Source organism: Limnohabitans rimovensis (SeqCode), assembly GCF_965234775.1.
GTDB classification, from domain to species: Bacteria; Pseudomonadota; Gammaproteobacteria; order Burkholderiales; family Burkholderiaceae_C; genus Limnohabitans; species Limnohabitans rimovensis.
In genome coordinates this window covers 1,587,918-1,609,809 of the sequence record NZ_OZ248562.1, presented here as the reverse complement: position 1 = coordinate 1,609,809, position 21,892 = coordinate 1,587,918, and the positions used below count along the sequence as shown (strand labels likewise).

The window sequence follows — 21,892 nt, the reverse complement described above, 5'->3', positions numbered from 1 at the left end:
GCACAAGGAGTTACCCATGAAAACCTTTATCACCCGCGCCCTGTTGGCCAGCTTGGTCTGCTTCGGGTTGGCTGCACAAGCGCAAAACGCATCGCAGCCGATCCGCATCATCGTGCCGTTCACACCCGGCACCGGCATGGACACGATTGCCCGCACCATTCAGCCGCGCCTGAGCGAGCGCTTGGGTCAGCCGGTGGTGGTGGTCAACCAGCCCGGTGCCAGCGGCAACATTGGTGCCGAGGCAGTGGCCAAGTCGAACCCGGACGGCAACACCTTGCTGATGGGCGCCAACACCATGTTGATCGCCTCGCAGTTGTACAAAAATGCCAACTTCAATCCGATCAAGGATTTTGCGCCGGTGTCGATGGCCGCTTGGGGCACGCTGATGCTGGTGGCGCACCCCAAAACCGGCATCAAGTCGGTGTCTGAGTTGATTGCCCAGGCCAAGGCCAAACCCGGCTCCATCAGTTTTGGTTCGCCCGGTGTGGGTACGCCGCACCACATGGCCATGGAGTTGTTCAAACTCGAGACCAATTTGTTCATGCTGCACGTGCCTTACCGTGGCACAGCAGGCTATACCCAAGACATTTTGTCGGGTGAGTTGAACGTGGGCTTTTTGCCGGTGCACATTGCGCAAGGTTTTGTCAACGGCGGAAAGCTCAATGCGCTGGCCGTGGGCAGCCCCAAGCGCCACCCCGTGTCGCCCAATGTGCCGGCGTTTTCTGAGCTGGGTTTCAAGGGCATTGACGTCGAGATGTGGTACGCCTTTTACCTGCCCGCCAAAGCACCGCAGACGGTGGTGGACCGCTTGAACAAAGAACTGGTGGCCGTGATCAAAATGCCCGAAGTGCGCGATGTGCTGGGCCGTGCTGGCTTGGACGCGTCGTCTTCCACGCCTGAAGAGCTGGCCGCCGTGGCCGCCAAAGACTACCCGCGTTGGGGCCGGGTGATCCAGGTCAAGGGGATCGTGGGCGAATAAAGCGGGTGCGTGCGATGCGCCACAAAGGCGCAGCGCACATGGCATGGGCGATCAGCCATAACCAAGGGTCGCTGATGGCGTCCCAAGCGTTGCCACTCGGCGCACGGGTGAGCACAAACAAACCCATGGCCGCGGCCAAGCACCACAGCCAGTGCAATTGGTGCTGAGCTTGAGGGTGCCAAGCGGCCCAGGCCAAGCCTGCGGCACAGCCCAGCAGCACGGCCACCGGCACCGCTGGGCCAAAACCCCAGGCGTAAATAAAGGTGCCACCCCAGCCCAGGGTGTCGAGCAGCAGCACCCAACCCAGCAGTGCCAATATGGCCCAGGCCCCCGTGGGGGCGACTTGCGGTGTGTGCTCAGGTGCCAGCGCCTGCGTAGCGCGCCCGCGCAAGCCATGCCACAACACAGTGAGCAGCAAGGTTTGCGACAGCAGGCTGGGGGTTTGAAACGACAAGGCCAAAGCGCTGGTCACTTCGCCCACACCGGGCAGGTTGCTGGCCACGCCCAGCCCCAGGCCCCACCACCAGCGCTGACCCCAGCGCTTTGGCATCAGCTTGGCCAACACCACGGCCAAAGCCAGTGACCATCCCAGGTGGCGAAACACGGTTTGCCATGCCAAAGAGGGCAGGGCGAGGTCGGTGAACAAGTGGTTGTCCATCAGGGCGCCTTGGGCTCGGTTTGCCAACGCTGCCAGCGGATGTGGGTGCGTTGCTGGGTGTAGCTGATCCACAGGCTGTTGTCGGCCCAGGTCATGGCGGGGTATGAAAATTCGTTGCCCTCAGGCCCTTGGGCCACCGACATCGGCTCCGACCAATGTTGGCCATCGGTGCTGAGTTGCCACGCCAGGGCGTGACGACCCCGTGGGATGGGGTGTTGCACCACGGCAAAGTGTTGGGGCGCCAAGGCGAAGGTGGCCAGGGCAGCGTCGGGGTTGGGCAGGTTCAAGTCGGCATGGTTTTGCCAATGGGCACCAGCGTCCAAACTTTCCACCACCGCCACGCGGCGCACAGGCGATTGGGTGCGCATGAGGGCCAACCAGTGCGTGGGCGTCAGGGCCAACAAGCTGGGTTGCAGCAGGTCTTTGCGCGTGCTGATGCGGCGCAGGCCGACCAAATCGCCCTCACGGTTGAACCATGCAAACACCGGGTACTTCAGCCCCAACTCAAAGTGCAAAGGCAGCACCATGCCGCCATCGGCCAGGGGCATGGGCGGGTTGCGCACCAGGTGGCTGGTGTTCCACAACCACGACAGCGGCAATACGCGCACCACGTCGAGCTGAAGCGAAGACAGGTCGGTGCTGCCAGGGGCTTGGCGCAGGTGCAACACCCGGCTGGCCGCCCAGCCACCCAAGCCGGTGGCGACCACAAACAAATGGATGCGCTGCTGGGCGTCGATCCAGGCCACCGGGTTGCCCAGGCGGCGCAGGCCGTGGCCCAAGGCGGTGCCCATGGCATGGCGATCCACCACCCACTGTGCATCGCGCCAGGTTTGGGTTTGGCGATCGAGCAGACTCATGGCGATGCGCACATCGGGGGCGCTTTCGCGCTCACCGGCAAACCAAAATGCGGCGATGGCGTCAGGGCTTTGTTCGGGCAGCGTCAGCAGGTGGCTGGCATGGGCTGAGGGGGCGGTGCGGGGTTGGGGCAGATCGCCCTCGGACACCATGTGCCAGGACTTGCCGATGGTGTGCGCTGCGGGGGCAGCAACGGCAGCTGGGGGCATGGGCACATCGGTGCCGGTCCAGCGGCGTGCTTCCCAAGCCGACATGCCCAAACACACCAGCAAGCCCGCCAAGGCCCATGCGCGGGTGTGGCGTGGCGGCGGTGGCGTCTCGGGTGGGGGCATGGGTTGGATGGGGTGGCGTTGTGGCCTTCAGCCCGCGCTTTGCAAGGCCAAGCCCGCATGTTCGCGCAGCGGATGAAAGTGAATTTTGGGGAAACGCTCTTGCGCCAAGCGCACGTCGTAGGGCGAGGTGCACAAATAGGCCAGTGATTGAGCTGCGTCGGTGGCCATGCGTTGCGGGTAGGCGTTGATGAACTCTTTGAGTTCTGCCGGTGTATCTGCGCTGATCCAACGTGCACCGGTGTAGCTGCTGTTCTCCAAGCGCACATCGCAATCGTATTCGCCGCGCAAACGGTGCTGCACCACTTCAAACTGCAACTGCCCAATCGCGCCCAACAGCATGGCGCCGCCCATCTCGGGTTTGAACACTTGGATGGCACCTTCTTCACCCAGTTGTTCCAAGCCGGTTTGCAGTTGTTTGGTGCGCAGCGGGTTTTTCAAGATCACGGTCATGAACATCTCGGGGGAAAAAAACGGTAAACCCGTGAATTGCAGCGCCGCGCCGTCGGTGATGGTGTCGCCCAATTGCACGCCGCCGTGGGTGGTGAAGCCAATGATGTCGCCCGCATAGGCCTCGTCCACCGCTTCGCGGCGTTGGCTCAAGAAGGTCACGACGGATGTGGGGCGCAACTCTTTGCTGCTGCGTTGCACCTTCAGTTTCATGCCCGGCGCATACCGGCCCGAGGCCACGCGCACAAACGCAATGCGGTCGCGGTGGTTGGCGTCCATATTGGCTTGCACCTTGAACACCACGCCCGAAAAACCGGCGTCTTCGGGTTGCACGGTTTTGTCGACCACTTGCTTGTTCACCAGCAAATGGCTCTTGCGGGGACCGGGTGAGGGAGCTAAATCCACCAAGGCGTCGAGCACTTCCATCACCCCGAAGTTATTCACCCCCGAACCGAAAAACACGGGGGTTTGTTTGCCCGCCAAAAAAGCTTCGCGGTCAAACGTGGGTGATGCACCGGTGGCCAACTCCATGCTATCCATGGCGGTTTGCCATTCCAAACCGAAACGCTCGGCCAACTTGCCTTGCTCGCTCAGAGGGACGGTTTCAAAGTCTTGCGGCAAGCGCTCGCTGCCCGACTCGAACACCGTCATGGCTTGTGTGCGCAAATTGACGATGCCACCAAACGATTTGCCTTGGCCTACTGGCCAGGTCATGGGCACGCAGGGCATGCCCAGTTCGCGCTCCACCTCGTCCAAGATATCGAGAGGATCGCGTATCTCGCGGTCCATTTTGTTCACAAAAGTGATGATAGGCGTGTCGCGTTGTCGGCAAACTTCAATGAGTCGGCGGGTTTGCGCTTCCACACCGTTGGCCGCATCGATCACCATCAGCGCGGAGTCCACGGCGGTGAGCACGCGGTAGGTATCTTCCGAAAAATCTTTGTGGCCCGGTGTGTCGAGCAGGTTGATCACGTGATCGCGGTAGAGCATTTGCATCACCGAACTGGCGACCGAAATGCCACGCTGTTTTTCAATCTCCATCCAATCCGAGGTCGCGTGGCGCGATGCTTTGCGGGCTTTGACCGAACCGGCGATTTGAATCGCCCCCGAGAACAGCAACAGCTTTTCGGTGAGGGTGGTTTTGCCCGCGTCGGGGTGGGAGATGATGGCAAAAGTGCGCCGGCGGCGCACTTCTGATGGGTATGGGCTCATGGTGTGGTGCGGATAACAGCCCGCATCATAGACGGCTGCCCGCCGAGCATGGGTGGTTTTTCGGGTCAGTTCTGGGGCGCAGAGACGGTGCCGGTTTGTGAGCGGGTGCTGTGCCGGATCACGGTGTTGACCAAGGTCAGCCGGTCAAAGGGTTTGGGCATGACCTCGCTGATGCCCACGGCCAAGCAGGTCTTGAGGGCGTCTTCGGCCACATTGGCGGTCAAGGCCACCACGTCCACATCGCGGTAAGGCGGGGGGAAAGTGCCGCGCACCCGGCGCATCACTTCGATGCCGTCAATGTCGGGCATGACCAAGTCGAGCAAAACCAAATCGTACAAAGTGGTCGACATCTTCTCCAAGCCTTGGGTGCCGTTTTCGGCTTGGTCAATTTGCGCATTGGGCATGGAGCGTTGGATGGTGGCGGTGGCCACCATGCGGTTGACCGCATGGTCGTCCACGATGAGCAGTTTGACGGGGGTGTGATCGATCAGCTCCAAAGCGGGCACCGATTTCGGCGGCGCTGGGGCGATGGGCAGGGGGATGTCAACGCGAAACTCTGAGCCCACGCCCACCTCACTGTGCAAGCCAATGGTGCCGCCATGGCTGTTGACCAAGGTGCGGGTGATGCTCAGGCCCAAACCATTGCCGCGCAAGGCATCTCGCGGAGCTGATTGGCCATCGGCCTGGGTGAGTTGGACGAATGGGTCAAAGATTTTGTGCTGCGCCTCGACGGGTATGCCGCGCCCACTGTCTTTGACGCACACCACCAAATTGCCCTGGCTGGGGCCGGTGCTCTCGTAATCAACTTGCATGGTGACGTGGCCATGGTCGGTGAACTTGAGCGCATTGCCCAGCAGGTTGATGAAAATTTGGGTCAAGCGGTGTTGGTCGCCGCGCACCCATTCGGGCAGGCTGGGGCTGAGCAGCAGCTTGTAACTCAGGCCCAGGTCGCTGGCACGCGGTTTGAAAATGCTGTGGGTTTTGTGCAGCATCACATGCAGGTTGAATACCTGCGGGTTGAGTACCACACGGCCATTTTGAATTTGCGAGAAATCCAACAAGTCGTTGATCACGGTGAGCAAGTGGGCTGCGGAGTTTTGCGCCCCTTTGACAAAGTCGACGGCATCTTCGGGCAGGCGCTTGTCGGTGCTCATCAAGCTCAAATAGCCCATGACCGCGTTCAGGGGGGTGCGCATTTCATGGCTGACCATGGCCAAAAATTGATCCTTGTGCGAGTTGGCTTTTTGCAAGTCGATGGACAGCAGGTTGAGCCGATTGTTGGTGCGCGAGATATGGCGCAGGGTGGATTCGCTCAGCATGTCCACCGAATAGATCAAGCTCAACTGGGTGAGCAGCAGCATGGCGTACATCAGGGAGCGAAAAGCCAGCTCTTCTGGGGTTTCTTGCACCAACATGGGCAAAACGCCCTGGATCTGCAATATGTAAAAAACCCAAACGGATGAAAAGGACAAGAACATCCAGACGTAGACCCAAATGCGTGAGCGTGCCGTGAACAAGGGCAGTACCGGAACGATGCCCAGCCACACCAACACCGGCGAACTCAAACCGCCCATGTACCAAGCGTTGTACAAGATCACGGCCAACAAACTGGTTTGGTAGACGTTTTGCGCCCAGATCAGGGGCAGCTGGAGGAAGCGCCAACACAGCATGGTGATGGTGATGACCGTGGCCACCACGGCCACCGATGCCCCGGCCCGCTCTTGACCCAAGATAAAAAACCAGGGGCAGGTGGGAATGATGAATGCCAGCGCAGACAGCACAAAGACCACAAAGTAAACGTCCTGCGTGGATCGCATCCCCACCGGCAAGCGGTCTTTGATGAAAAAAATAATGTTCCGGTTGAGCATGGGCGGCATGTTAGTACCAAATGCGTCAACTGGACCCCGCCTGTGCTGGCACGACCAAGTGCTTTGGCGCGCATTGGCGTGGGTGGGTGTGGGGGCTCTGCGCCCACTGCGATGCTTTGATAGAATTCCGATACCGAGGAGCGCTGCAACCTGTTCGACCCAGAACAGGTGAGGCTCGGAACCTTTTCCAACTGCGCTCACCCACTGACAATGTGAGGTGAGCACCTCGGTACCCCCCAAGTGCTTGAAGAACCGCGTCAGTGGCCCTGAACCTTTATCGGAGCCTCGCATGAACGCATCACTCAAACCCACCCAAACCACTGATTTCCACGTCGCCGACATGAGCTTGGCCGACTGGGGTCGCAAAGAAATCAAAGTCGCCGAAACCGAAATGCCCGGTCTCATGGCCATTCGTCAAGAATTCGCCAAAGCCCAGCCCCTGAAAGGCGCTCGCATCACCGGTTCATTGCACATGACCATCCAAACCGCTGTGCTGGTCGAAACCCTGCAAGCCTTGGGCGCCCAAGTGCGCTGGGCCTCTTGCAACATCTTCTCGACCCAAGACCACGCCGCTGCCGCCTTGGTGGCCAATGGCACGCCGGTGTTTGCCTACAAAGGCGAAACCTTGGAAGACTACTGGGATTACACCCACCGCATTTTTGAGTTTGGTGCCAAGGGTGCCGAGGGCGAAGGCCCCAATATGATTTTGGACGACGGTGGCGACGCCACGCTGCTAATGCACTTGGGCAAGCGTGCTGAAACCGATGCGTCTTTGTTGAGCAACCCTGGCAGCGAAGAAGAAGTGTGTTTGTTCAACGCCATCAAAGCCAAATTGGCTGTGGACCCCACTTGGTACAGCCGCAAAGGTGCGCACATCATCGGCGTGACCGAAGAAACCACCACCGGCGTGTTGCGTTTGAACGAAATGGCCGCCAAAGGCACTTTGATGTTCCGCGCCATCAACGTGAACGATTCAGTGACCAAGAGCAAGTTCGACAACTTGTACGGTTGCCGCGAATCTTTGGTGGACGCCATCAAGCGCGCCACCGACGTGATGATTGCCGGCAAAGTGGCTGTGGTCGCCGGTTACGGCGACGTGGGCAAAGGTTCTGCCCAAGCCCTGCGCGCTTTGAGTGCCCAAGTGTGGGTGACCGAGATCGACCCCATTAACGCTTTGCAAGCTGCGATGGAAGGCTACAAAATCGTGACCATGGAATACGCCGCCGACAAGTGCGACATCTTTGTGTCTGCCACCGGCAACAAAAACGTGATCCGCTACGAACACATGGCCGCCATGAAAGACGAGGCCATTGTGTGCAACATCGGCCACTTCGACAACGAAATCGATGTCGCCGCTTTGGAAAAGTGCAAGTGGGACGAGATCAAGCCCCAAGTCGATCACGTCATCTTCCCCGACGGCAAAAAAATCACCTTGTTGGCCAAAGGCCGTTTGGTGAATTTGGGTTGCGCCACCGGCCACCCCAGCTTCGTCATGAGCGCGAGCTTTGCCAACCAAACGATCGCTCAGATCGAGTTGTTCACCAAGCAAGACCAATACGAGTCTGGCAAGGTCTATGTGTTGCCCAAGCATTTGGACGAAAAAGTGGCACGTTTGCACCTCGAAAAAGTTGGCGCCATGCTGACCGAACTCACCGAGGAGCAAGCCGCTTACATTGGTGTGAGCAAAGCCGGCCCCTACAAGGCCGACACTTACCGCTATTGATCGCGGGCTGTCGCTGGCACCTTCGCGGTGCCGGCAGGTCAGGTTCGCGCCGACCCGTGGTGGGTTGAGCGCGATTTGCCCTTGCCTTTTTCTCAGACCCGGCGGCTGACGCTGCTGGCTTAGGTCCGTCTGAGTGGTACGGAAGGGGGGCTCAGCCCCGTCTTTGAGGGCAACGGAGACCGAGAATTTTTGACTCACGCTTGGAGGGACGCATGAGCACCCCACAATCTTTCCCCATCAGTTTTGAATTTTTCCCACCCAAAACACCGGTGGGTGAAGAGAAATTAAAACAAGTGCGCCAGGATCTGTATGCGGCGCATCCGGCATTTTTCAGCGTCACTTATGGCGCGGGTGGCTCGACGCAGGACGGCACTTTGCAACAGGTGCAAGCCATCTTGGCCGATGGCCATGATGCAGCGCCCCATTTTTCATGCATCGGCGCCAGCCGTGACAGCGTACGCGCCCAATTGGCGCAGTTCAAAGCAGCGGGCATTCGGCGCATGGTGGCGCTGCGCGGCGATTTGCCCAGCGGGCACGGCACCTTTGGTGAGTTTCGTTATGCCAGTGACTTGGTCGCCTTCATCCGCGCTGAGACCGGCGACCATTTCCACATCGAGGTGGGCTGTTATCCCGAAGTGCATCCCCAGGCCAAGTCACCCGAGGCCGATTTGCAGGCCTATGTGACCAAGGTGCGGTCCGGGGCCAGTTCGGCGATCACCCAGTACTTTTACAACAGCGATGCTTACTTCCGGTTTTTGGAAGAGGTGCAAGGCCTGGGTGCCGACATCCCCGTGGTGCCAGGCATCATGCCCATCATCAGCTCCACCCAATTGATGCGTTTTTCAGACGCTTGCGGCGCAGAAATTCCCCGTTGGATTCGCCTGCGCTTGCAGGCCTTTGGCGATGACAGCGCGTCCATCAAGGCCTTTGGTTTGGATGTGGTGACCGACTTGTGTGAGCAGTTGCGCCAAGGCGGTGCCCCAGGTTTGCACTTTTACACCATGAACCAAAGCACCGCCGCTTTGGCGCTGGTGCAGCGCTTGGCTTGAGGGAATTGATGCCGGTCCCGATTTTTTAGCGCTCGTCGTAGCTCAGCACCAAGTCGTCGCTGGTGGGGTGTGCCTGACAGGTCAACACAAAACCCTGGGCGCATTCGGCTGCGGTGAGGGTGAAGTTTTTATCCATGTGCGCGCTGCCTTGCATCACCTTGGCGCGACAGGTGCAGCACACACCGGCTTTGCAGGCGAAGGGGACATCCAGACCCGCCTCGACGGCGGCGTCGAGCACCGCTTGGTGTGGGGGCACGATCAACACATGGGATTTGCCATCCAGCAGAACGGTGACTTGAGGGCCTGCAGGTGTCAAGTCCGTCTCGACCAAGACCGGCCGCGCAGGCGAGCTGCTGGTGAAGCGCTCGCTGTGGATGCGCTCAGGTTTCACACCGGCTTCGCGCAGCGCGGTTTCGGTGTCATCAATCATGCCTTCGGGGCCGCACACAAACACCTCTTCCATGCTGGGCACCGGCAAGAAGGCGTTGATCAAGGCCTTGACTTTGGGGCCGTCGATGCGGCCTTCGAGCAAGGGCACTTCTTGGGCTTGGCGTGACAGCACATGGATCAAGGTGAGGCGGTCCGTGTAGCGGTCTTTGAGGTCTTGCAAGGCCTCGTTGAACATCACGTTGCCCATGCGCCGATTGCCATACACCAAGGTGAAGCGGCTGTGTGCCGAGGTCTCTAAGTTGTGGCGCAAGATGGACAAGATGGGCGTGATGCCCGAGCCGGCGGCAAAGCCCACGCGGTGGATGGCGCGCGGTCGGCGCACCACAAAGCGACCGTCGGGTGGCATGCACGCCAGCACCGTGCCCGCTTGCAATTGGTTGTTGGCCCAGGTGGAGAACAGGCCACCTGGAACTTGGCGCACCCCCACGTCGATGAGACCGTTGTGGGTCAATTGCGCGGGCGTGCTGCAAATCGAGTAATTGCGCCGAATGTCTTGGCCGGCCAGGTTGGTGCGCAGGGTGAGAAATTGCCCAGGTTCAAAGGCAAACGTTGAACGCAAAGGTTCTGGGATGTGCAGGCTGATGCACACCGACCCTGGCGCATCGGGGGTGATGCGGGCCACAGTGAGGTCGTGAAAGCGCGGTGGGTTGCTCATGGTGGTGGCACGGCTTCAGTGCGGCTTGAAGTGGTCAAACGGCTCCAGGCAGGCCAGGCACTTGAACAAGGCTTTGCAAGCGGTGGAGCCAAAGTGGGAGACCTCGGTGGTTTGGGTGGATGCACAGCGAGGACACGCTACCGATGCGGGCGCGAGGGTGCGCACAAAGCGCAGGCTGTGCTGGTGGGTGGCAGTGGCGCTGGCGCATGGCGGGGCAATGCCATAAGCGCGCAGTTGGTCATGGGCTTGGGGGGTCATCCAGTCGGTGGTCCAAGCGGGGGCCAGCTGCGTCACCACTTGTGCGTCGTGGCCGTTGTCTCGCAAAGCTTGGCGCACATCGTCTTCGATTTGACCCATGGCCGGACAACCGCTGTAGGTGGGGGTGATGACCACTTGCCAGCCGGATCCGACGCGTCGCACATCGCGCAAGATGCCCATGTCGCGCAAGCTGACCACGGGGATTTCCGGGTCGGTGAGTCGGCTCAACACCGCCCAGATGGCCTCGGCCATGGCGTCTTGGGCGGCAGGCTGTGTCTGCGACGCATCGTGCGGGTCGAGGTGGTGTTCCATCAGGTCAGGCGGGTGGCTGGCACAGGGGTATACGGGGGATTTACCAAATGGCTTGCGGATGGGCACGGGCCAGCGACTGCATCTCACCCAGCAAGTAAGACAGGTGTTCCGAATGGATGCCGTTTTTGCCCCCTGACACAAAGCCAGTGGTCGGGCTGGCTTGCAACTGGGCCATCTGGAGGGTTGAGCTCAATTGCTCCTGCCATGGCGCTTGCAAAGCTGCCAGATCCAGCCCGATGCTGGCGTCCATGGCGGCTTGCTCTGCTTCGCTGGGGCACCAAAATTCTTGCGTGTAGGGCAGAAGGTGATTCAGCGCGGCCTGGGCGCGGGTATGCGATGTGTCGGTGCCGTCGCCCAGGCGCACCACCCAGTCGTGGGCATGGCGCAGGTGGTAACGGGTTTCCTTGATCGCCTTGGCCGCGATGGCGGCCAGCTGATCGTCGGGACTTCTTTCAAGTTGCGCCCACACACCCACCATCAGGTTGCTGAAAAGGAAGTTGCGCACCAGGGTGGTGGCAAAGTCGCGATCTTGTCGGGCGCTGGGTGCCATGGCGCCGTGGTGGGGCAGTTCGACCAAGGTGTAGTTGCGAAAAGCCTCGGGGCCGCGCCAATAGGCCAAATGGTCTTCGGTGCAAGCGGGGGTGGAGCGCTCGCCGGCCAAACTGTAGAGCATGCGCGATTGGCCGATCAGGTCCAAGCTGTTGTTGGCCAAGGCGATGTCTTCTTCCAGGGCCGGGCCGTGGCCACACCACTCTGCGTTGCGTTGGCCCAGCACCAGGGCGGTGTCGGCCAGTTGCAGCACATAGGCCAGCGGAGCCAGGGTGTTGGCGGTGGTGCTCACATGTGCCCCACGTCGTCGGGGATGGCGTAGAAGGTGGGGTGGCGGTAGATTTTGTCGCCCGAGGGGTCAAAAAATTCGGCTTTGTCGTTGGGTTCGCTGGCGGTGATGGCGCTGGATGGAACCACCCAAATGCTCACCCCCTCTTGGCGCCGGGTGTAGACATCGCGCGCCAAGCGCAAAGCATGGTCGGCATCACTGGCGTGCAAGCTGCCGCAGTGCTTGTGCTCCAAACCTTGTTTGCTGCGCACAAACACCTCCCACAGGGGCCATTCGCTCAAGGGTTTGAGGGAGCCGGGTGTTGGCGTGGCGCTGCTCATGCCGCCTCCTTCATTTGTCGGGCTTGTTGTTTCTTGGCGTGGGCCAAGGCCGCTTCGCGCACCCAAGCGCCGTCGTCCCAAGCTTTCACGCGGGTGGCCAAGCGTTCTTGGTTGCACGGCCCGTTGCCATTCACCGTGGCCCAAAATTCGTCCCAATCGATGGCGCCGTAGTCGTGGTGCTGGCGCGCTTCGTTCCATTTCAAATCGGGGTCGGGCAGGGTCACGCCCAAGACCTTGGCTTGTGGCACGGTGGCGTCCACAAAGCTTTGGCGCAGGTCGTCGTTGCTGATGCGCTTGATGCCCCAGCGTTGGCTTTGCGCCGAATTGGGGCTGTCGCTGTCGGGCGGACCAAACATGGCCAAGCACTTCCACCACCAACGGTTGACCGCGTCTTGCACCATGGCCTGTTGCTCGGGCGTGCCTTGCATCATCACCATCAGCGACTCAAAGCCTTGGCGTTGGTGAAACGACTCTTCTTTGCAAATGCGCACCATGGCGCGGGCATACGGCCCATAGGAGCAGCGGCACAGCGGGATTTGGTTCATGATGGCCGCGCCGTCGACCAGCCATCCGATCACACCCACATCGGCCCAGGTGAGAGTGGGGTAATTGAAGATCGAGCTGTATTTGGCTTTGCCCGTGTGCAGCGCATCGAGCATTTGGTCGCGGCTGGTGCCCAAGGTTTCGGCGGCGCTGTAAAGGTACAGACCATGGCCGCCCTCGTCTTGCACCTTGGCAATCAAGATGGCTTTGCGTTTCAAGCTCGGTGCGCGGCTGATCCAGTTGCCTTCGGGCAGCATGCCCACAATTTCGCTGTGCGCATGTTGGCTGATTTGCCGCACCAGCGTTTTGCGGTAGTGCTCGGGCATCCAGTCGCGGGGCTCGATTTTTTGTTCTTGCCCGATTTTTTCGTCAAAGTGCGTTTGCAAAGCGCTGTCGCTCAGCGCGGGGCGGGCCACAGCATCGCGCTGGGCATCGGGCAGATCCAAGGCTTGGGTGTACAAGGGCGTCTCCTGAGGGCCAATGCCCGGGCGGTGGGGCGCCAGTATAGCCAATTAACCAACCGGTCGGTTGGTTAATTGGCGCCTCTTCAGTGTGTCCCGCCAATTTCCAGGGTGTGGGTGGCATGGCCGTCTTGGCCCATCAGGTCCACCATGTCGGGCAAAGCCGCTTTGAGTTGCTCGTTCAGGGTGTACGGCGGGTTGATGACAAACATGCCGCTGGCAGCCAGGCCGGGGCGTTTGGGTTTACCGTCACTGCCCAGCGCATCACCGGCGCTGGCTTGCTGCCCAGATTTGATCGTCAAGGTGGCGTGCAGCCAGGGTTTTTGCGATTGCAAACTCAGGGTTTTCAGGCGCTTGGGCAAGTCGTGCGCTTCCATGCGCGGGATGATGGGGTACCACACGGCATAGGTTCCCGTGGAAAAGCGCTTGAGGCTGTCTTGGATGCATTCGCTGACCCGGGCGTAGTCGGTTTTGACCTCGTAGCTGGGGTCGATCAGCACCAAGCCACGGCGTGAGGGCGGGGGTAAAAATTTGCGCAAGCCGACAAAGCCGTCTTCGCGCAGCACCGCCACTTGCCGACCCACCCGCAACTGCTCCACATGGCCTGCCAGGGCCCGGGCATCGGTGGGGTGCCACTCGAACAGTTTGATTTTGTCGTTGCGCCGCATCAGGTGCTGCATCACAAAGGGCGAGCCCGGGTAGACCTTGTAAACATCATCCGGGTTGAAATGGGCCAGCACATCCAGGTAGTCACGCAACGCCGGAGCGGGCGCTCGCTGGCGCTGCACCAAGCGACCCACCAGGGCCAGCAGGCCTTCCAAAGACTCCCCACTGGTTTGCGCTGGGGCGCCATCCAGGCGGTACAGGCCGGCGCCGGCGTGGGTGTCGACGGCCCATAAATCTGTGTCTTTGGCGCACAAATGCTTGAGGATGGCAATCAATACCGTGTGCTTGAGCACGTCGGCATGGTTGCCTGCGTGATAAGCGTGGCGGTAACTGAACATGCGCCGATGGTAACTGCTGGTGCCGTGGCCACCGCACCAACCGGGGCGGATGTCGCCTGTGGGCCATCAAAAAACGCCTCCAACGGGCACCGCCACAGAAGGCACCGGTCCGGTTTTGCGCGGTCTTGGGCCGGGGCTGGGGCGGTCTGCCAAGGGGGAGTTGGGTTTTTGTATAATAGAGGGCTTTCGCAGCGCTTTGTGGCCCCGCGGCGAAACATTCAATCCCACCTAAGAGGTTCTCGTCAGAAGAACGCCGACCGTGGAAAAGGGCCCGCCAAACCGTTTCTATCAAGGAAAACCATGTCCACTTTCAGCGCAAAACCCGCTGATGTGAAGCATGAGTGGTTTGTGATTGACGCCACCGATAAGGTGCTCGGAAGGATTGCCAGCGAAGCAGCCCTCCGATTGCGCGGCAAGCACAAGGCCATTTATACGCCTCACGTCGATACCGGCGACTTCATTGTCGTCATCAACGCCTCCAAAATCCGTGTCACGGGCAACAAAGCCCTGGACAAGGTGTACTACCGCCACTCGGGCTATCCCGGCGGTATTTATGGCACCAACTTCCGCGACATGCAGGCCAAACACCCTGGCCGCGCGCTGGAAAAAGCGGTCAAGGGCATGCTGCCCAAAGGTCCTCTGGGTTACGCCATGATCAAAAAGCTCAAAGTCTATGGCGGTGCTGAACACCCCCACAGTGCCCAACAACCCAAACCGCTGGACATCTAAGGAGCCCCCATGATTGGTGATTGGAACAATGGCACCGGGCGACGCAAATCCAGCGTGGCCCGTGTGTTTCTGAAAAAAGGCTCCGGCAAGATCACGGTCAACGGCAAGGACATTTCCACGTTCTTTGGCCGCCAAACCTCGATCATGATCGCCAAGCAACCGCTGATGCTGACCAACCACGCCGAGACCTTTGACATCCAAGTCAATGTGCACGGCGGTGGTGAATCAGGCCAAGCGGGTGCTTTGCGCCACGGCATCACACGCGCTTTGATCGACTACGACGCCAGCCTCAAGCCGGCGCTGTCGGCCGCTGGTTTTGTCACCCGCGACGCACGTGAAGTCGAGCGTAAAAAGGTCGGTTTGCACGGCGCCCGTCGCCGCAAGCAGTTCAGCAAGCGCTGATCCGCTGGCAAGCTGCCCCCAAACCGCTGTGTGCTTTACCGCCGCAGCGGTTTTTTTTCGCCCCCATGCGGTGCCGGTTTGGTGGGGGCAGACCCTTTTCTCAGCAGGGTGGCCCAGGACGCTGGACGTGCTGGGTTAATTCCGACTAAACTACACCACTATTTGATCTCTGAGGAGTAAAGCCCATGAACGCCGTTGCCGAAGCCCTTCCCACCGAAATGCCTGCCCCCATTGTTTTCACCGACAGTGCCGCAGCCAAAGTGGCCGATTTGATCGCAGAAGAAGGCAACCCCGAGCTGAAGTTGCGCGTGTTTGTGCAAGGCGGTGGCTGTTCGGGCTTTCAATATGGCTTCACCTTTGACGAGGTGACCAACGAAGACGACACCACCATGAGCAAAAACGGCGTGTCCTTGTTGATTGACGCCATGAGCTACCAATACCTGTTGGGTGCTGAGATCGACTACAAAGAAGACCTGCAAGGCGCTCAGTTTGTCATCAAAAACCCCAATGCGACGACCACCTGTGGTTGCGGGTCGTCCTTTTCGGTCTGAGCCGGCGATATTCGCTGGCAAGTCTCAAGGCTTTTGAGACTTCAGGCCGGGTAAATGCCACCCAACACACGGGCGCCTCTGGCGCCCGTTGCTTTTGGCAAATTGCCTGGCAAGCCCAAACAGGTTTGGCGCGCCAACCACGCAAAAGCGGCGGCTTCTACCTGCGACGGCGGCAGTCCTGCGTTGTCGGTGCTGACCACAGCCATTTGTGGCAAGCGCGCTTGCAACATGCCCATCAGGCACTGGTTATAGGCGCCACCCCCGCACACCATCAATCGGCTGCTGCGCGGCGCGTGCTTGGAAACAGCCAAAGCAATAGATTCGGCCGTCAGTGCGCACAAACTGGCTTGCACGTCTTGCGATGCCAAAGCGGGCCCAGCTGCCAGGTGGCTGTCCAGCCATTCGGCGTGAAAGAGGTCTCTTCCCGTGCTTTTTGGGGGGGGCTTGTGAAAAAACGGCTCTTGCATCCAGCGCGTCAACAAGTCTGCCTGAACATGACCTGAAGCCGCCCAACGCCCCGCATCGTCATAGGCCTGCCCCGTGTGGCGCTGGCACCACAAGTCCATCAGCACATTGCCAGGTCCGCAGTCAAAGCCCAGGGCATCGCCTTGCGCTGACAAGACACTGAGATTGGCAATGCCACCCACGTTGAGCACCGCCAAGTCTTGGCCCGCCTGCCCAAAAACCGCTTGGTGAAAGGCCGGCACCAAGGGCGCACCCTGTCCACCGGCGGCGACATCTCGGCTGCGCCAATCGGCCACCACCGCAATACCGCTCAATTCGGCCAATAAACTGGGGTTTTGAATTTGCAGGCTGTAACCGATGCCGTCATGCAGTCCAGGTTGGTGGCGCACGGTTTGGCCATGGGCGCCAATGGCGCGGATCTGCTCGGCTTGCAGTTGGCTATCTATCAGAAGCGACTGAACCACTTGGGCATATAAGCCGCTCAGGGCATTGGCGGCCAGAGCGCTTCGGTGTAGTTCGTCAGGGCCGGATTGGTTCAAGGCCAGCAGTTGGCTGCGCAGTGGTGGGTCAAATGGCGCATGTTGGTGGGCCAACACTTTGAGGGGGCCGTTGGCAAAGTCAATCAGCACCCCATCCACCCCGTCCAGCGAGGTGCCGGACATGAGGCCGATGTACAACTCGGACATGCTTTATTGGATGTTGGCTGGCGTCAGGCTGGCGGCTGCCGCCATGTCTTTTTGCGCCAGCGCAGCATGCTGGCGAAACTGGGGCAGTGCCGCCTCTGACACGGGGATGGCTTCGCTTTGGCGCGCCAGTGTCAAGGGGTCTTGGTGCTTGCCATTGACCCGGAATTCAAAATGCAAATGCGGCCCAGTGGCCCAACCCGTGGCACCCACACCCCCCAAGGTTTGACCTTGCGAAACGTTTTGGCCCACGCGCACATCAATCCGACTCAAGTGGGCATAAACGGTTTTGTGTCCATTGCGGTGTGACACCGTGACCACATTGCCATAGCCGCCTTGTTGACCGGCCGCTTCGACCACGCCGTCGCCCACACTGCGCACGGGCGTACCCGTTGGGGCGGCGTAATCCACACCCAAATGGGCGCGCCAGGTTTGCAAAATGGGGTGAAAGCGCAATTTAAAACCGCTGGTCACCCTAGAAAAAGCCAGTGGCGAAGCCAGATACGCACGGCGCAGGCTTTGACCGCTCAAATTGAAGTAGCCGCCCTTGGGGGCCTGGGGTTCTTGGAACCAAACCGCGTGATAGGTTTTGCCGTTGTTCAAAAACTGAGCGGCCAGAACCTTGCCTGCGCGCAGTGGCTCGCCATCGGCTTCGAGGGACTCGTAAACCACCGAGAAACGGTCGCCTTTGCGCAAGGCGCGGTAAAAGTCAATGTCACCCGAAAAAATATCGGCCAGTTGGTTGGCCACGTTATCGGGGATGCGCGCGTCGTCCGTGGCAGCAAACAAAGAGCTTTGGATCACACCGCTCGCCATGTGGGTCGAGGCTTGCAAAGGCGCTTCTTGCAACTCGGCGGTGAATGCACCATTGGGTTGGCGGGTGATGCGCAGGCGTTTGAAGTGGCGACCGTCTTCAGTCGCCCAACGGGCCACCAACTCGGTGAGTTGCTGTTGGGCATTGGCCGTGGCTTGTAGGTTGCGCCCGGCACGGGCCAGCAAATGTTGTCTGACCAAGGGGTCTTGGCGCATGAATTGGGCTGCGGTGGCATCTGAGACGCCCAAGCGCGAGAGCAGACTGTCTGCGCTGTCATTGCCTCGGGTCACGTCCGAACGGTACAACTGCAGTTGAGCGATGTCAGTGACTTGGACGCTGGTTTGCAGGCTGGGCAAAGGCTTGTCAATCACCTGCCGGATGGGCAGATCAGATGCATCTGGCCCGAGCGACGCCACGGCCACAGCACCACCGCCGGCCAGCAGCAAAAAGGCGGTCACGCCAGCCGCCGCCGCATGCGGGTGTCGGCGGTGCCAGCTGTGCCATTCGGCCCACAGTGATAAGAGGATTGGTTTCAATTGAAGTTCCCGGGGGGAGCCCCCGCGCAGCCACTTAAAATGGCGAAAAACCGGTGCAGTATAAACGTTTGCGGGCCCGGTGTAAACCCAAATAGATATATGAATCAATCGCCTGTATCCGCTTCTTCTTTATCAGCCGAGGTTCAACACGCCTTGGCGGTGAGCTTGCGGGGCTGCGAAGAGTTACTGCCCCAAGACGAATGGGTTAAAAAATTGCAGCGCTCCCATGCCACGGGCACGCCCTTGCGCATCAAGCTGGGCCTGGACCCCACAGCGCCCGACATCCACATCGGTCATACCGTGGTGCTCAACAAAATGCGGCAATTGCAGGATTTGGGCCATCAGGTGATCTTTTTGATCGGTGACTTCACATCACTGATCGGCGACCCATCGGGGCGCAACAGCACCCGCCCGCCGTTGACGCCTGAGCAAATCAAGCTCAATGCCGACACCTATTACAAGCAGGCCAGCATGGTGCTGGACCCTGCCAAAACCGAGATCCGCTACAACAGCGAGTGGAGCGAGCCTTTGGGGGCCAGCGGCATGATCCAACTCGCTTCGCGCTACACCGTGGCGCGGATGATGGAGCGTGACGACTTTCACAAACGCTTCCATGGCGGCCAATCCATCAGCGTGCATGAGTTTTTGTACCCGCTGATGCAAGGCTATGACAGCGTGGCCCTGAAAAGCGACTTGGAGTTGGGCGGCACCGACCAAAAATTCAACCTGCTCATGGGCCGCCATTTGCAGCAGGAGTACGGACAAGAGCCGCAATGCATCTTGACCATGCCCTTGCTGGAAGGCTTGGACGGCGTGGACAAAATGTCCAAAAGCAAAAACAACTACATCGGCATCGCCGAAGACGCCAACACCATGTTTGCCAAGGTCTTGTCGATCAGCGACACCTTGATGTGGCGCTGGTTCACTTTGTTGAGCTTTCAAAGCTTAGAAGCCATCGCCGCATTGAAGGCCGAGGTCGATGGCGGTCGCAACCCGCGTGACGCCAAGGTCATGCTGGCCAAAGAAATCACCACCCGCTTTCACAGCGCGGCTTTGGCTGACGCTGCCGAGCAAGACTTTGTGAACCGCAGCAAGGGCGGCGTGCCCGACGTCATCCCCGAGGTGAATGTGAGCGGGGCGCCCTTGGGCATTGCCGCGCTGTTGAAGAGCGCAGGTTTGGCGCCATCGAGCAGCGAGGCCAGTCGCTTGATCGACGGCGGCGGTGTGCGCATCGACAGCAGCGTGGTCAGCGACAAAGGTTTGAAGCTCAACGCAGGAACATATGTGGTGCAAGTGGGCAAGCGCAAATTTGCCCGGGTGCATCTGAGCTGATCACCACTGTCGCTGGTGAAAGGGCGGCCTATCATCGGGCCATGAAAAGAACCTTGGCCCTTGACTTCACGCCACGGCAATTGCTGTGGGCCTCCATCATGGTGGCCTTGATCACCATTGGCCTCAAAACCTGGGCCTGGTACATCACCGACTCGGTGGGCTTGTTGTCCGATGCGATGGAGTCATTGGTCAATCTGGCCAGCGCCATGTTTGGTTTGACCATGGTCACCGTGGCAGCGCTCCCCCCGGATGAAGAACACCCCTATGGCCATCACAAGGCCGAGTATTTTTCTTCCGGCTTTGAGGGCATCCTCATCATCGTGGCTGCGCTGGGTATTGTGTGGACAGCGGCCCACCGCTTCACCGACCCTCAGCCTTTGCAAGAAGTGGGTTTGGGATTGGCCTTGTCGGTGGGCAGTTCTGTGCTCAATGGTGTGTTGGCCTGGGTCATGTTGGGTGCTGCCAAGCGACACCGATCCATGGCCTTGGAGGCCGATGCCAAGCACCTGGTCACCGATGTCTGGACGTCGGTGGGGGTGGTGTTGGGCATTGTGTTGGTGCAATGGAGCGGTTGGCTGTGGCTGGACGCGGTGGTCGCCATAGCAGTGGCCTTGAACATTTTGAAAGAGGGCGTGCATTTGATCTGGCGCTCATCCCAAGGCTTGATGGACGAGGCGGTCGAACCAGAGACCATGCAGCACATCCAGGAGGTCTTGGACAGTTTTTCCCACCAGCGTGGAGCGACTGCCATCATTCGATTCGATCATGTGAATACGCGCCGTGCCGGTCAACGGCGTTTTGTGGACGTGCACATGCACATGCCGGCAGCTTGGTCGCTGGGCCGCGCCGCTGCCCTGCGCACCAGTGTGGAACAAGCCCTGATGAGTGCCGTGCCCGGCTTGCGCGCCAGCATCCAGTTGCTGCCCAGCGATGTGGAAGCGCACTTTGATGATGTGCGCGACTTGAAGTGATGGGCATGGGGTTCAATTGAACCCATTGATAATGGCCGCATGACCCAAGCCTTCAGCGCACTGCCTCTTTCCCCCGACACCCTCGCCAACCTCGACCAACTCGGCTACACCGAGATGACCGCCATTCAAGCGGCGAGTTTGCCGCTGGCGCTGGCGGGCAAAGACTTGATCGCCCAAGCCAGCACGGGGAGCGGAAAAACAGCCGCCTTTGGCTTGCCACTGGTTGAAAAACTCACCGCCAACTTTCATGCGGTGCAAGCACTGGTGATGTGCCCCACCCGCGAATTGGCCGATCAAGTCACAACTGAAATTCGCCGCTTGGCCAGAGCAACTGCCAACATCAAGGTGGTGACGCTGTGCGGTGGCGTGGCCTTGCGCGGTCAGGAGCAAAGTTTGCAACACGGTGCGCATGTGGTGGTGGGGACCCCTGGGCGCATCTTGGACCACTTAACGCGGGGCAACCTGCGTTTGGATTCGGTCAAAACCTTGGTGCTCGATGAAGCCGATCGCATGCTCGATATGGGCTTTTATGACGACATGAAGCAACTCATTGCGCAGTGCCCCACGCAGCGACAAACCCTGTTGTTCTCGGCCACTTACCCCGAGGGCATTGCCAAGCTGTCGGCACAGTTCATGCGCGATCCGCAAACCGTGAAAGTGCAAACCGTGCATGCGGCCGACAAAATACGCCAAGTGTTTTACGAGGTGCGTGAAGACGAGCGCTTGCATGCGGTGTCTTTGCTGCTGAACCACTTCAGGCCTGAATCAACGCTGGCGTTTTGCAACACCAAGCAGCAATGCCGCGAATTGTTGGCGGTGCTGCAAGCCCAAGGTTTTGATGCGCTGGCGCTGTATGGCGAGTTGGAACAGCGCGAGCGAGATCAGGTGTTGGTGCAGTTTGCCAACCGTTCTTGCTCGGTGCTGGTGGCCACCGACGTGGCGGCGCGTGGCTTGGACATCAGCCAGTTGAACGCGGTCATCAACGTGGATGTCACCCCCGATGCTGAATTGCACATCCACCGCATTGGCCGCACCGGCCGTGCCGACGCCCAAGGCTTGGCGCTGACTTTGGCCAGCTTGGACGAGATGGGCGCGGTGGGGCGCATCGAGGTCTTGCAAGGCCAAGAATCGCAATGGGCGAAGTTGTCAGACTTAAGCCCTGCTGCCGGGGACAAGTTGCAAGCCCCCATGCGCACCTTGCAAATTGTGGGCGGTCGCAAAGAAAAAATCCGCGCTGGGGATGTGCTGGGTGCCATGACGGGCGAGGCGGGTTTCACAGCCGATCAAATTGGCAAGATCAATGTGAACGAGTTTTCCACCTATGTGGCGGTTGACAGGGCCATCGCCCACACAGCGCTAGAGCGGTTGTCGCTAGGGCGCATCAAAGGCAAAAGCGTCAAAGTTCGTGCGTTGGACTGAGGGCTTGGGCAATAGGCCGCCCAAGT

General features: G+C 59.8%; 21 protein-coding genes and 1 riboswitch. Of the genes, 9 read left to right on the top strand and 12 right to left on the bottom strand.

Features of this window, described 5'->3' with window-relative positions; genetic code table 11:
- Positions 1-16: 16 nt before the first annotated feature.
- Positions 17-979: a Bug family tripartite tricarboxylate transporter substrate binding protein gene (locus tag AC8GFZ_RS07840; RefSeq protein ID WP_506644029.1), complete on the top strand. Its 963-nt coding sequence runs from the start codon at positions 17-19 to the stop codon at positions 977-979.
- Here the strand turns inward: AC8GFZ_RS07840 and AC8GFZ_RS07835 are convergent.
- The 4 genes from AC8GFZ_RS07835 to AC8GFZ_RS07820 form a co-directional block, all read right to left on the bottom strand.
- A complete protein-coding gene (locus tag AC8GFZ_RS07835; protein ID WP_506644027.1) occupies positions 957-1,637 on the bottom strand; it encodes a hypothetical protein in 681 nt (226 codons plus the stop codon). The genes AC8GFZ_RS07840 and AC8GFZ_RS07835 overlap by 23 nt on opposite strands.
- Positions 1,637-2,824 (bottom strand): exo-alpha-sialidase, encoded by a 1,188-nt coding sequence (locus AC8GFZ_RS07830; RefSeq protein ID WP_506644025.1) that lies wholly within the window; start codon positions 2,822-2,824, stop codon positions 1,637-1,639. The genes AC8GFZ_RS07835 and AC8GFZ_RS07830 overlap by 1 nt, the downstream gene beginning before the upstream one ends.
- 27 nt (positions 2,825-2,851) lie before the next feature.
- Positions 2,852-4,483, bottom strand: coding sequence for a peptide chain release factor 3 (locus AC8GFZ_RS07825; protein WP_506644023.1), 1,632 nt, complete (start codon positions 4,481-4,483; stop codon positions 2,852-2,854).
- Between the two features lie 65 nt (positions 4,484-4,548).
- Positions 4,549-6,351, bottom strand: coding sequence for a hybrid sensor histidine kinase/response regulator (locus tag AC8GFZ_RS07820; protein WP_506644021.1), 1,803 nt, complete (start codon positions 6,349-6,351; stop codon positions 4,549-4,551).
- Between the two features lie 129 nt (positions 6,352-6,480).
- A riboswitch (S-adenosyl-L-homocysteine riboswitch) is annotated at positions 6,481-6,557 on the top strand.
- 83 nt (positions 6,558-6,640) lie between these two features.
- Here AC8GFZ_RS07820 and ahcY point away from each other — a divergent pair.
- Both ahcY and metF read left to right on the top strand, forming a co-directional pair.
- A complete protein-coding gene (gene ahcY / locus AC8GFZ_RS07815; RefSeq protein ID WP_506644019.1) occupies positions 6,641-8,074 on the top strand; it encodes an adenosylhomocysteinase in 1,434 nt (477 codons plus the stop codon).
- Between the two features lie 212 nt (positions 8,075-8,286).
- Complete coding sequence (metF, locus tag AC8GFZ_RS07810; protein WP_506644017.1) at positions 8,287-9,123, top strand: methylenetetrahydrofolate reductase [NAD(P)H]; 837 nt, start codon at positions 8,287-8,289, stop codon at positions 9,121-9,123.
- Between the two features lie 25 nt (positions 9,124-9,148).
- Here the strand turns inward: metF and AC8GFZ_RS07805 are convergent, their stop codons facing one another.
- From AC8GFZ_RS07805 to AC8GFZ_RS07780, 6 genes are all read right to left on the bottom strand, one after another.
- The gene (locus AC8GFZ_RS07805) at positions 9,149-10,228 is read right to left on the bottom strand and encodes a 2Fe-2S iron-sulfur cluster-binding protein (protein ID WP_506644015.1); all 1,080 of its coding nucleotides are present in this window, start codon (positions 10,226-10,228) and stop codon (positions 9,149-9,151) included.
- A 15-nt stretch (positions 10,229-10,243) separates the two neighbouring features.
- A complete protein-coding gene (gene paaD / locus AC8GFZ_RS07800; protein ID WP_506644013.1) occupies positions 10,244-10,798 on the bottom strand; it encodes a 1,2-phenylacetyl-CoA epoxidase subunit PaaD in 555 nt (184 codons plus the stop codon).
- A gap of 40 nt (positions 10,799-10,838) precedes the next feature.
- Positions 10,839-11,639, bottom strand: a complete 801-nt coding sequence (gene paaC, locus AC8GFZ_RS07795) for a 1,2-phenylacetyl-CoA epoxidase subunit PaaC (protein WP_506644011.1) — start codon at positions 11,637-11,639, stop codon at positions 10,839-10,841.
- Positions 11,636-11,956, bottom strand: coding sequence for a 1,2-phenylacetyl-CoA epoxidase subunit PaaB (paaB, locus tag AC8GFZ_RS07790; RefSeq protein ID WP_506644009.1), 321 nt, complete (start codon positions 11,954-11,956; stop codon positions 11,636-11,638). The genes paaC and paaB overlap by 4 nt, the downstream gene beginning before the upstream one ends.
- On the bottom strand, positions 11,953-12,960 hold the full coding sequence (paaA, locus tag AC8GFZ_RS07785) for a 1,2-phenylacetyl-CoA epoxidase subunit PaaA (RefSeq protein WP_506644007.1): 1,008 nt from the start codon (positions 12,958-12,960) through the stop codon (positions 11,953-11,955). Before paaA ends, paaB begins: the two co-directional genes overlap by 4 nt.
- 86 nt (positions 12,961-13,046) lie before the next feature.
- Positions 13,047-13,964, bottom strand: coding sequence for a 23S rRNA (adenine(2030)-N(6))-methyltransferase RlmJ (locus AC8GFZ_RS07780; protein ID WP_506644005.1), 918 nt, complete (start codon positions 13,962-13,964; stop codon positions 13,047-13,049).
- Between the two features lie 300 nt (positions 13,965-14,264).
- Here AC8GFZ_RS07780 and rplM point away from each other — a divergent pair, with 300 nt between their 5' ends.
- From rplM to erpA, 3 genes are all read left to right on the top strand, one after another.
- Positions 14,265-14,693, top strand: a complete 429-nt coding sequence (gene rplM / locus AC8GFZ_RS07775) for a 50S ribosomal protein L13 (RefSeq protein WP_506644003.1) — start codon at positions 14,265-14,267, stop codon at positions 14,691-14,693.
- A 9-nt stretch (positions 14,694-14,702) separates the two neighbouring features.
- Positions 14,703-15,095 carry a 30S ribosomal protein S9 gene (gene rpsI, locus AC8GFZ_RS07770; RefSeq protein ID WP_506644001.1) on the top strand — a complete coding sequence of 131 codons (393 nt, stop codon included), beginning with the start codon at positions 14,703-14,705 and terminating at the stop codon, positions 15,093-15,095.
- Positions 15,096-15,280: 185 nt separating this feature from the next.
- A complete protein-coding gene (gene erpA, locus AC8GFZ_RS07765; protein WP_506643999.1) occupies positions 15,281-15,646 on the top strand; it encodes an iron-sulfur cluster insertion protein ErpA in 366 nt (121 codons plus the stop codon).
- Positions 15,647-15,687: 41 nt separating this feature from the next.
- Here the strand turns inward: erpA and AC8GFZ_RS07760 are convergent, their stop codons facing one another.
- Together AC8GFZ_RS07760 and AC8GFZ_RS07755 are read right to left on the bottom strand one after the other, a co-directional pair.
- A complete protein-coding gene (locus AC8GFZ_RS07760) occupies positions 15,688-16,797 on the bottom strand; it encodes an anhydro-N-acetylmuramic acid kinase (RefSeq protein WP_506643997.1) in 1,110 nt (369 codons plus the stop codon).
- Between the two features lie 3 nt (positions 16,798-16,800).
- Positions 16,801-18,144: a M23 family metallopeptidase gene (locus AC8GFZ_RS07755; protein WP_506643995.1), complete on the bottom strand. Its 1,344-nt coding sequence runs from the start codon at positions 18,142-18,144 to the stop codon at positions 16,801-16,803.
- A 99-nt stretch (positions 18,145-18,243) separates the two neighbouring features.
- Between AC8GFZ_RS07755 and tyrS the strand changes: the two genes are divergently transcribed.
- From tyrS to dbpA, 3 genes are read left to right on the top strand one after another with little or no spacing between them, the layout of a single operon-like run.
- The gene (gene tyrS / locus AC8GFZ_RS07750) at positions 18,244-19,476 is read left to right on the top strand and encodes a tyrosine--tRNA ligase (RefSeq protein WP_506643993.1); all 1,233 of its coding nucleotides are present in this window, start codon (positions 18,244-18,246) and stop codon (positions 19,474-19,476) included.
- Between the two features lie 41 nt (positions 19,477-19,517).
- A complete protein-coding gene (locus AC8GFZ_RS07745; protein WP_506643991.1) occupies positions 19,518-20,447 on the top strand; it encodes a cation diffusion facilitator family transporter in 930 nt (309 codons plus the stop codon).
- A 39-nt stretch (positions 20,448-20,486) separates the two neighbouring features.
- Entirely contained in the window at positions 20,487-21,866 is a 1,380-nt protein-coding gene (gene dbpA / locus AC8GFZ_RS07740; RefSeq protein WP_506643989.1) for an ATP-dependent RNA helicase DbpA, read from the top strand.
- Positions 21,867-21,892 lie beyond the last annotated feature (26 nt).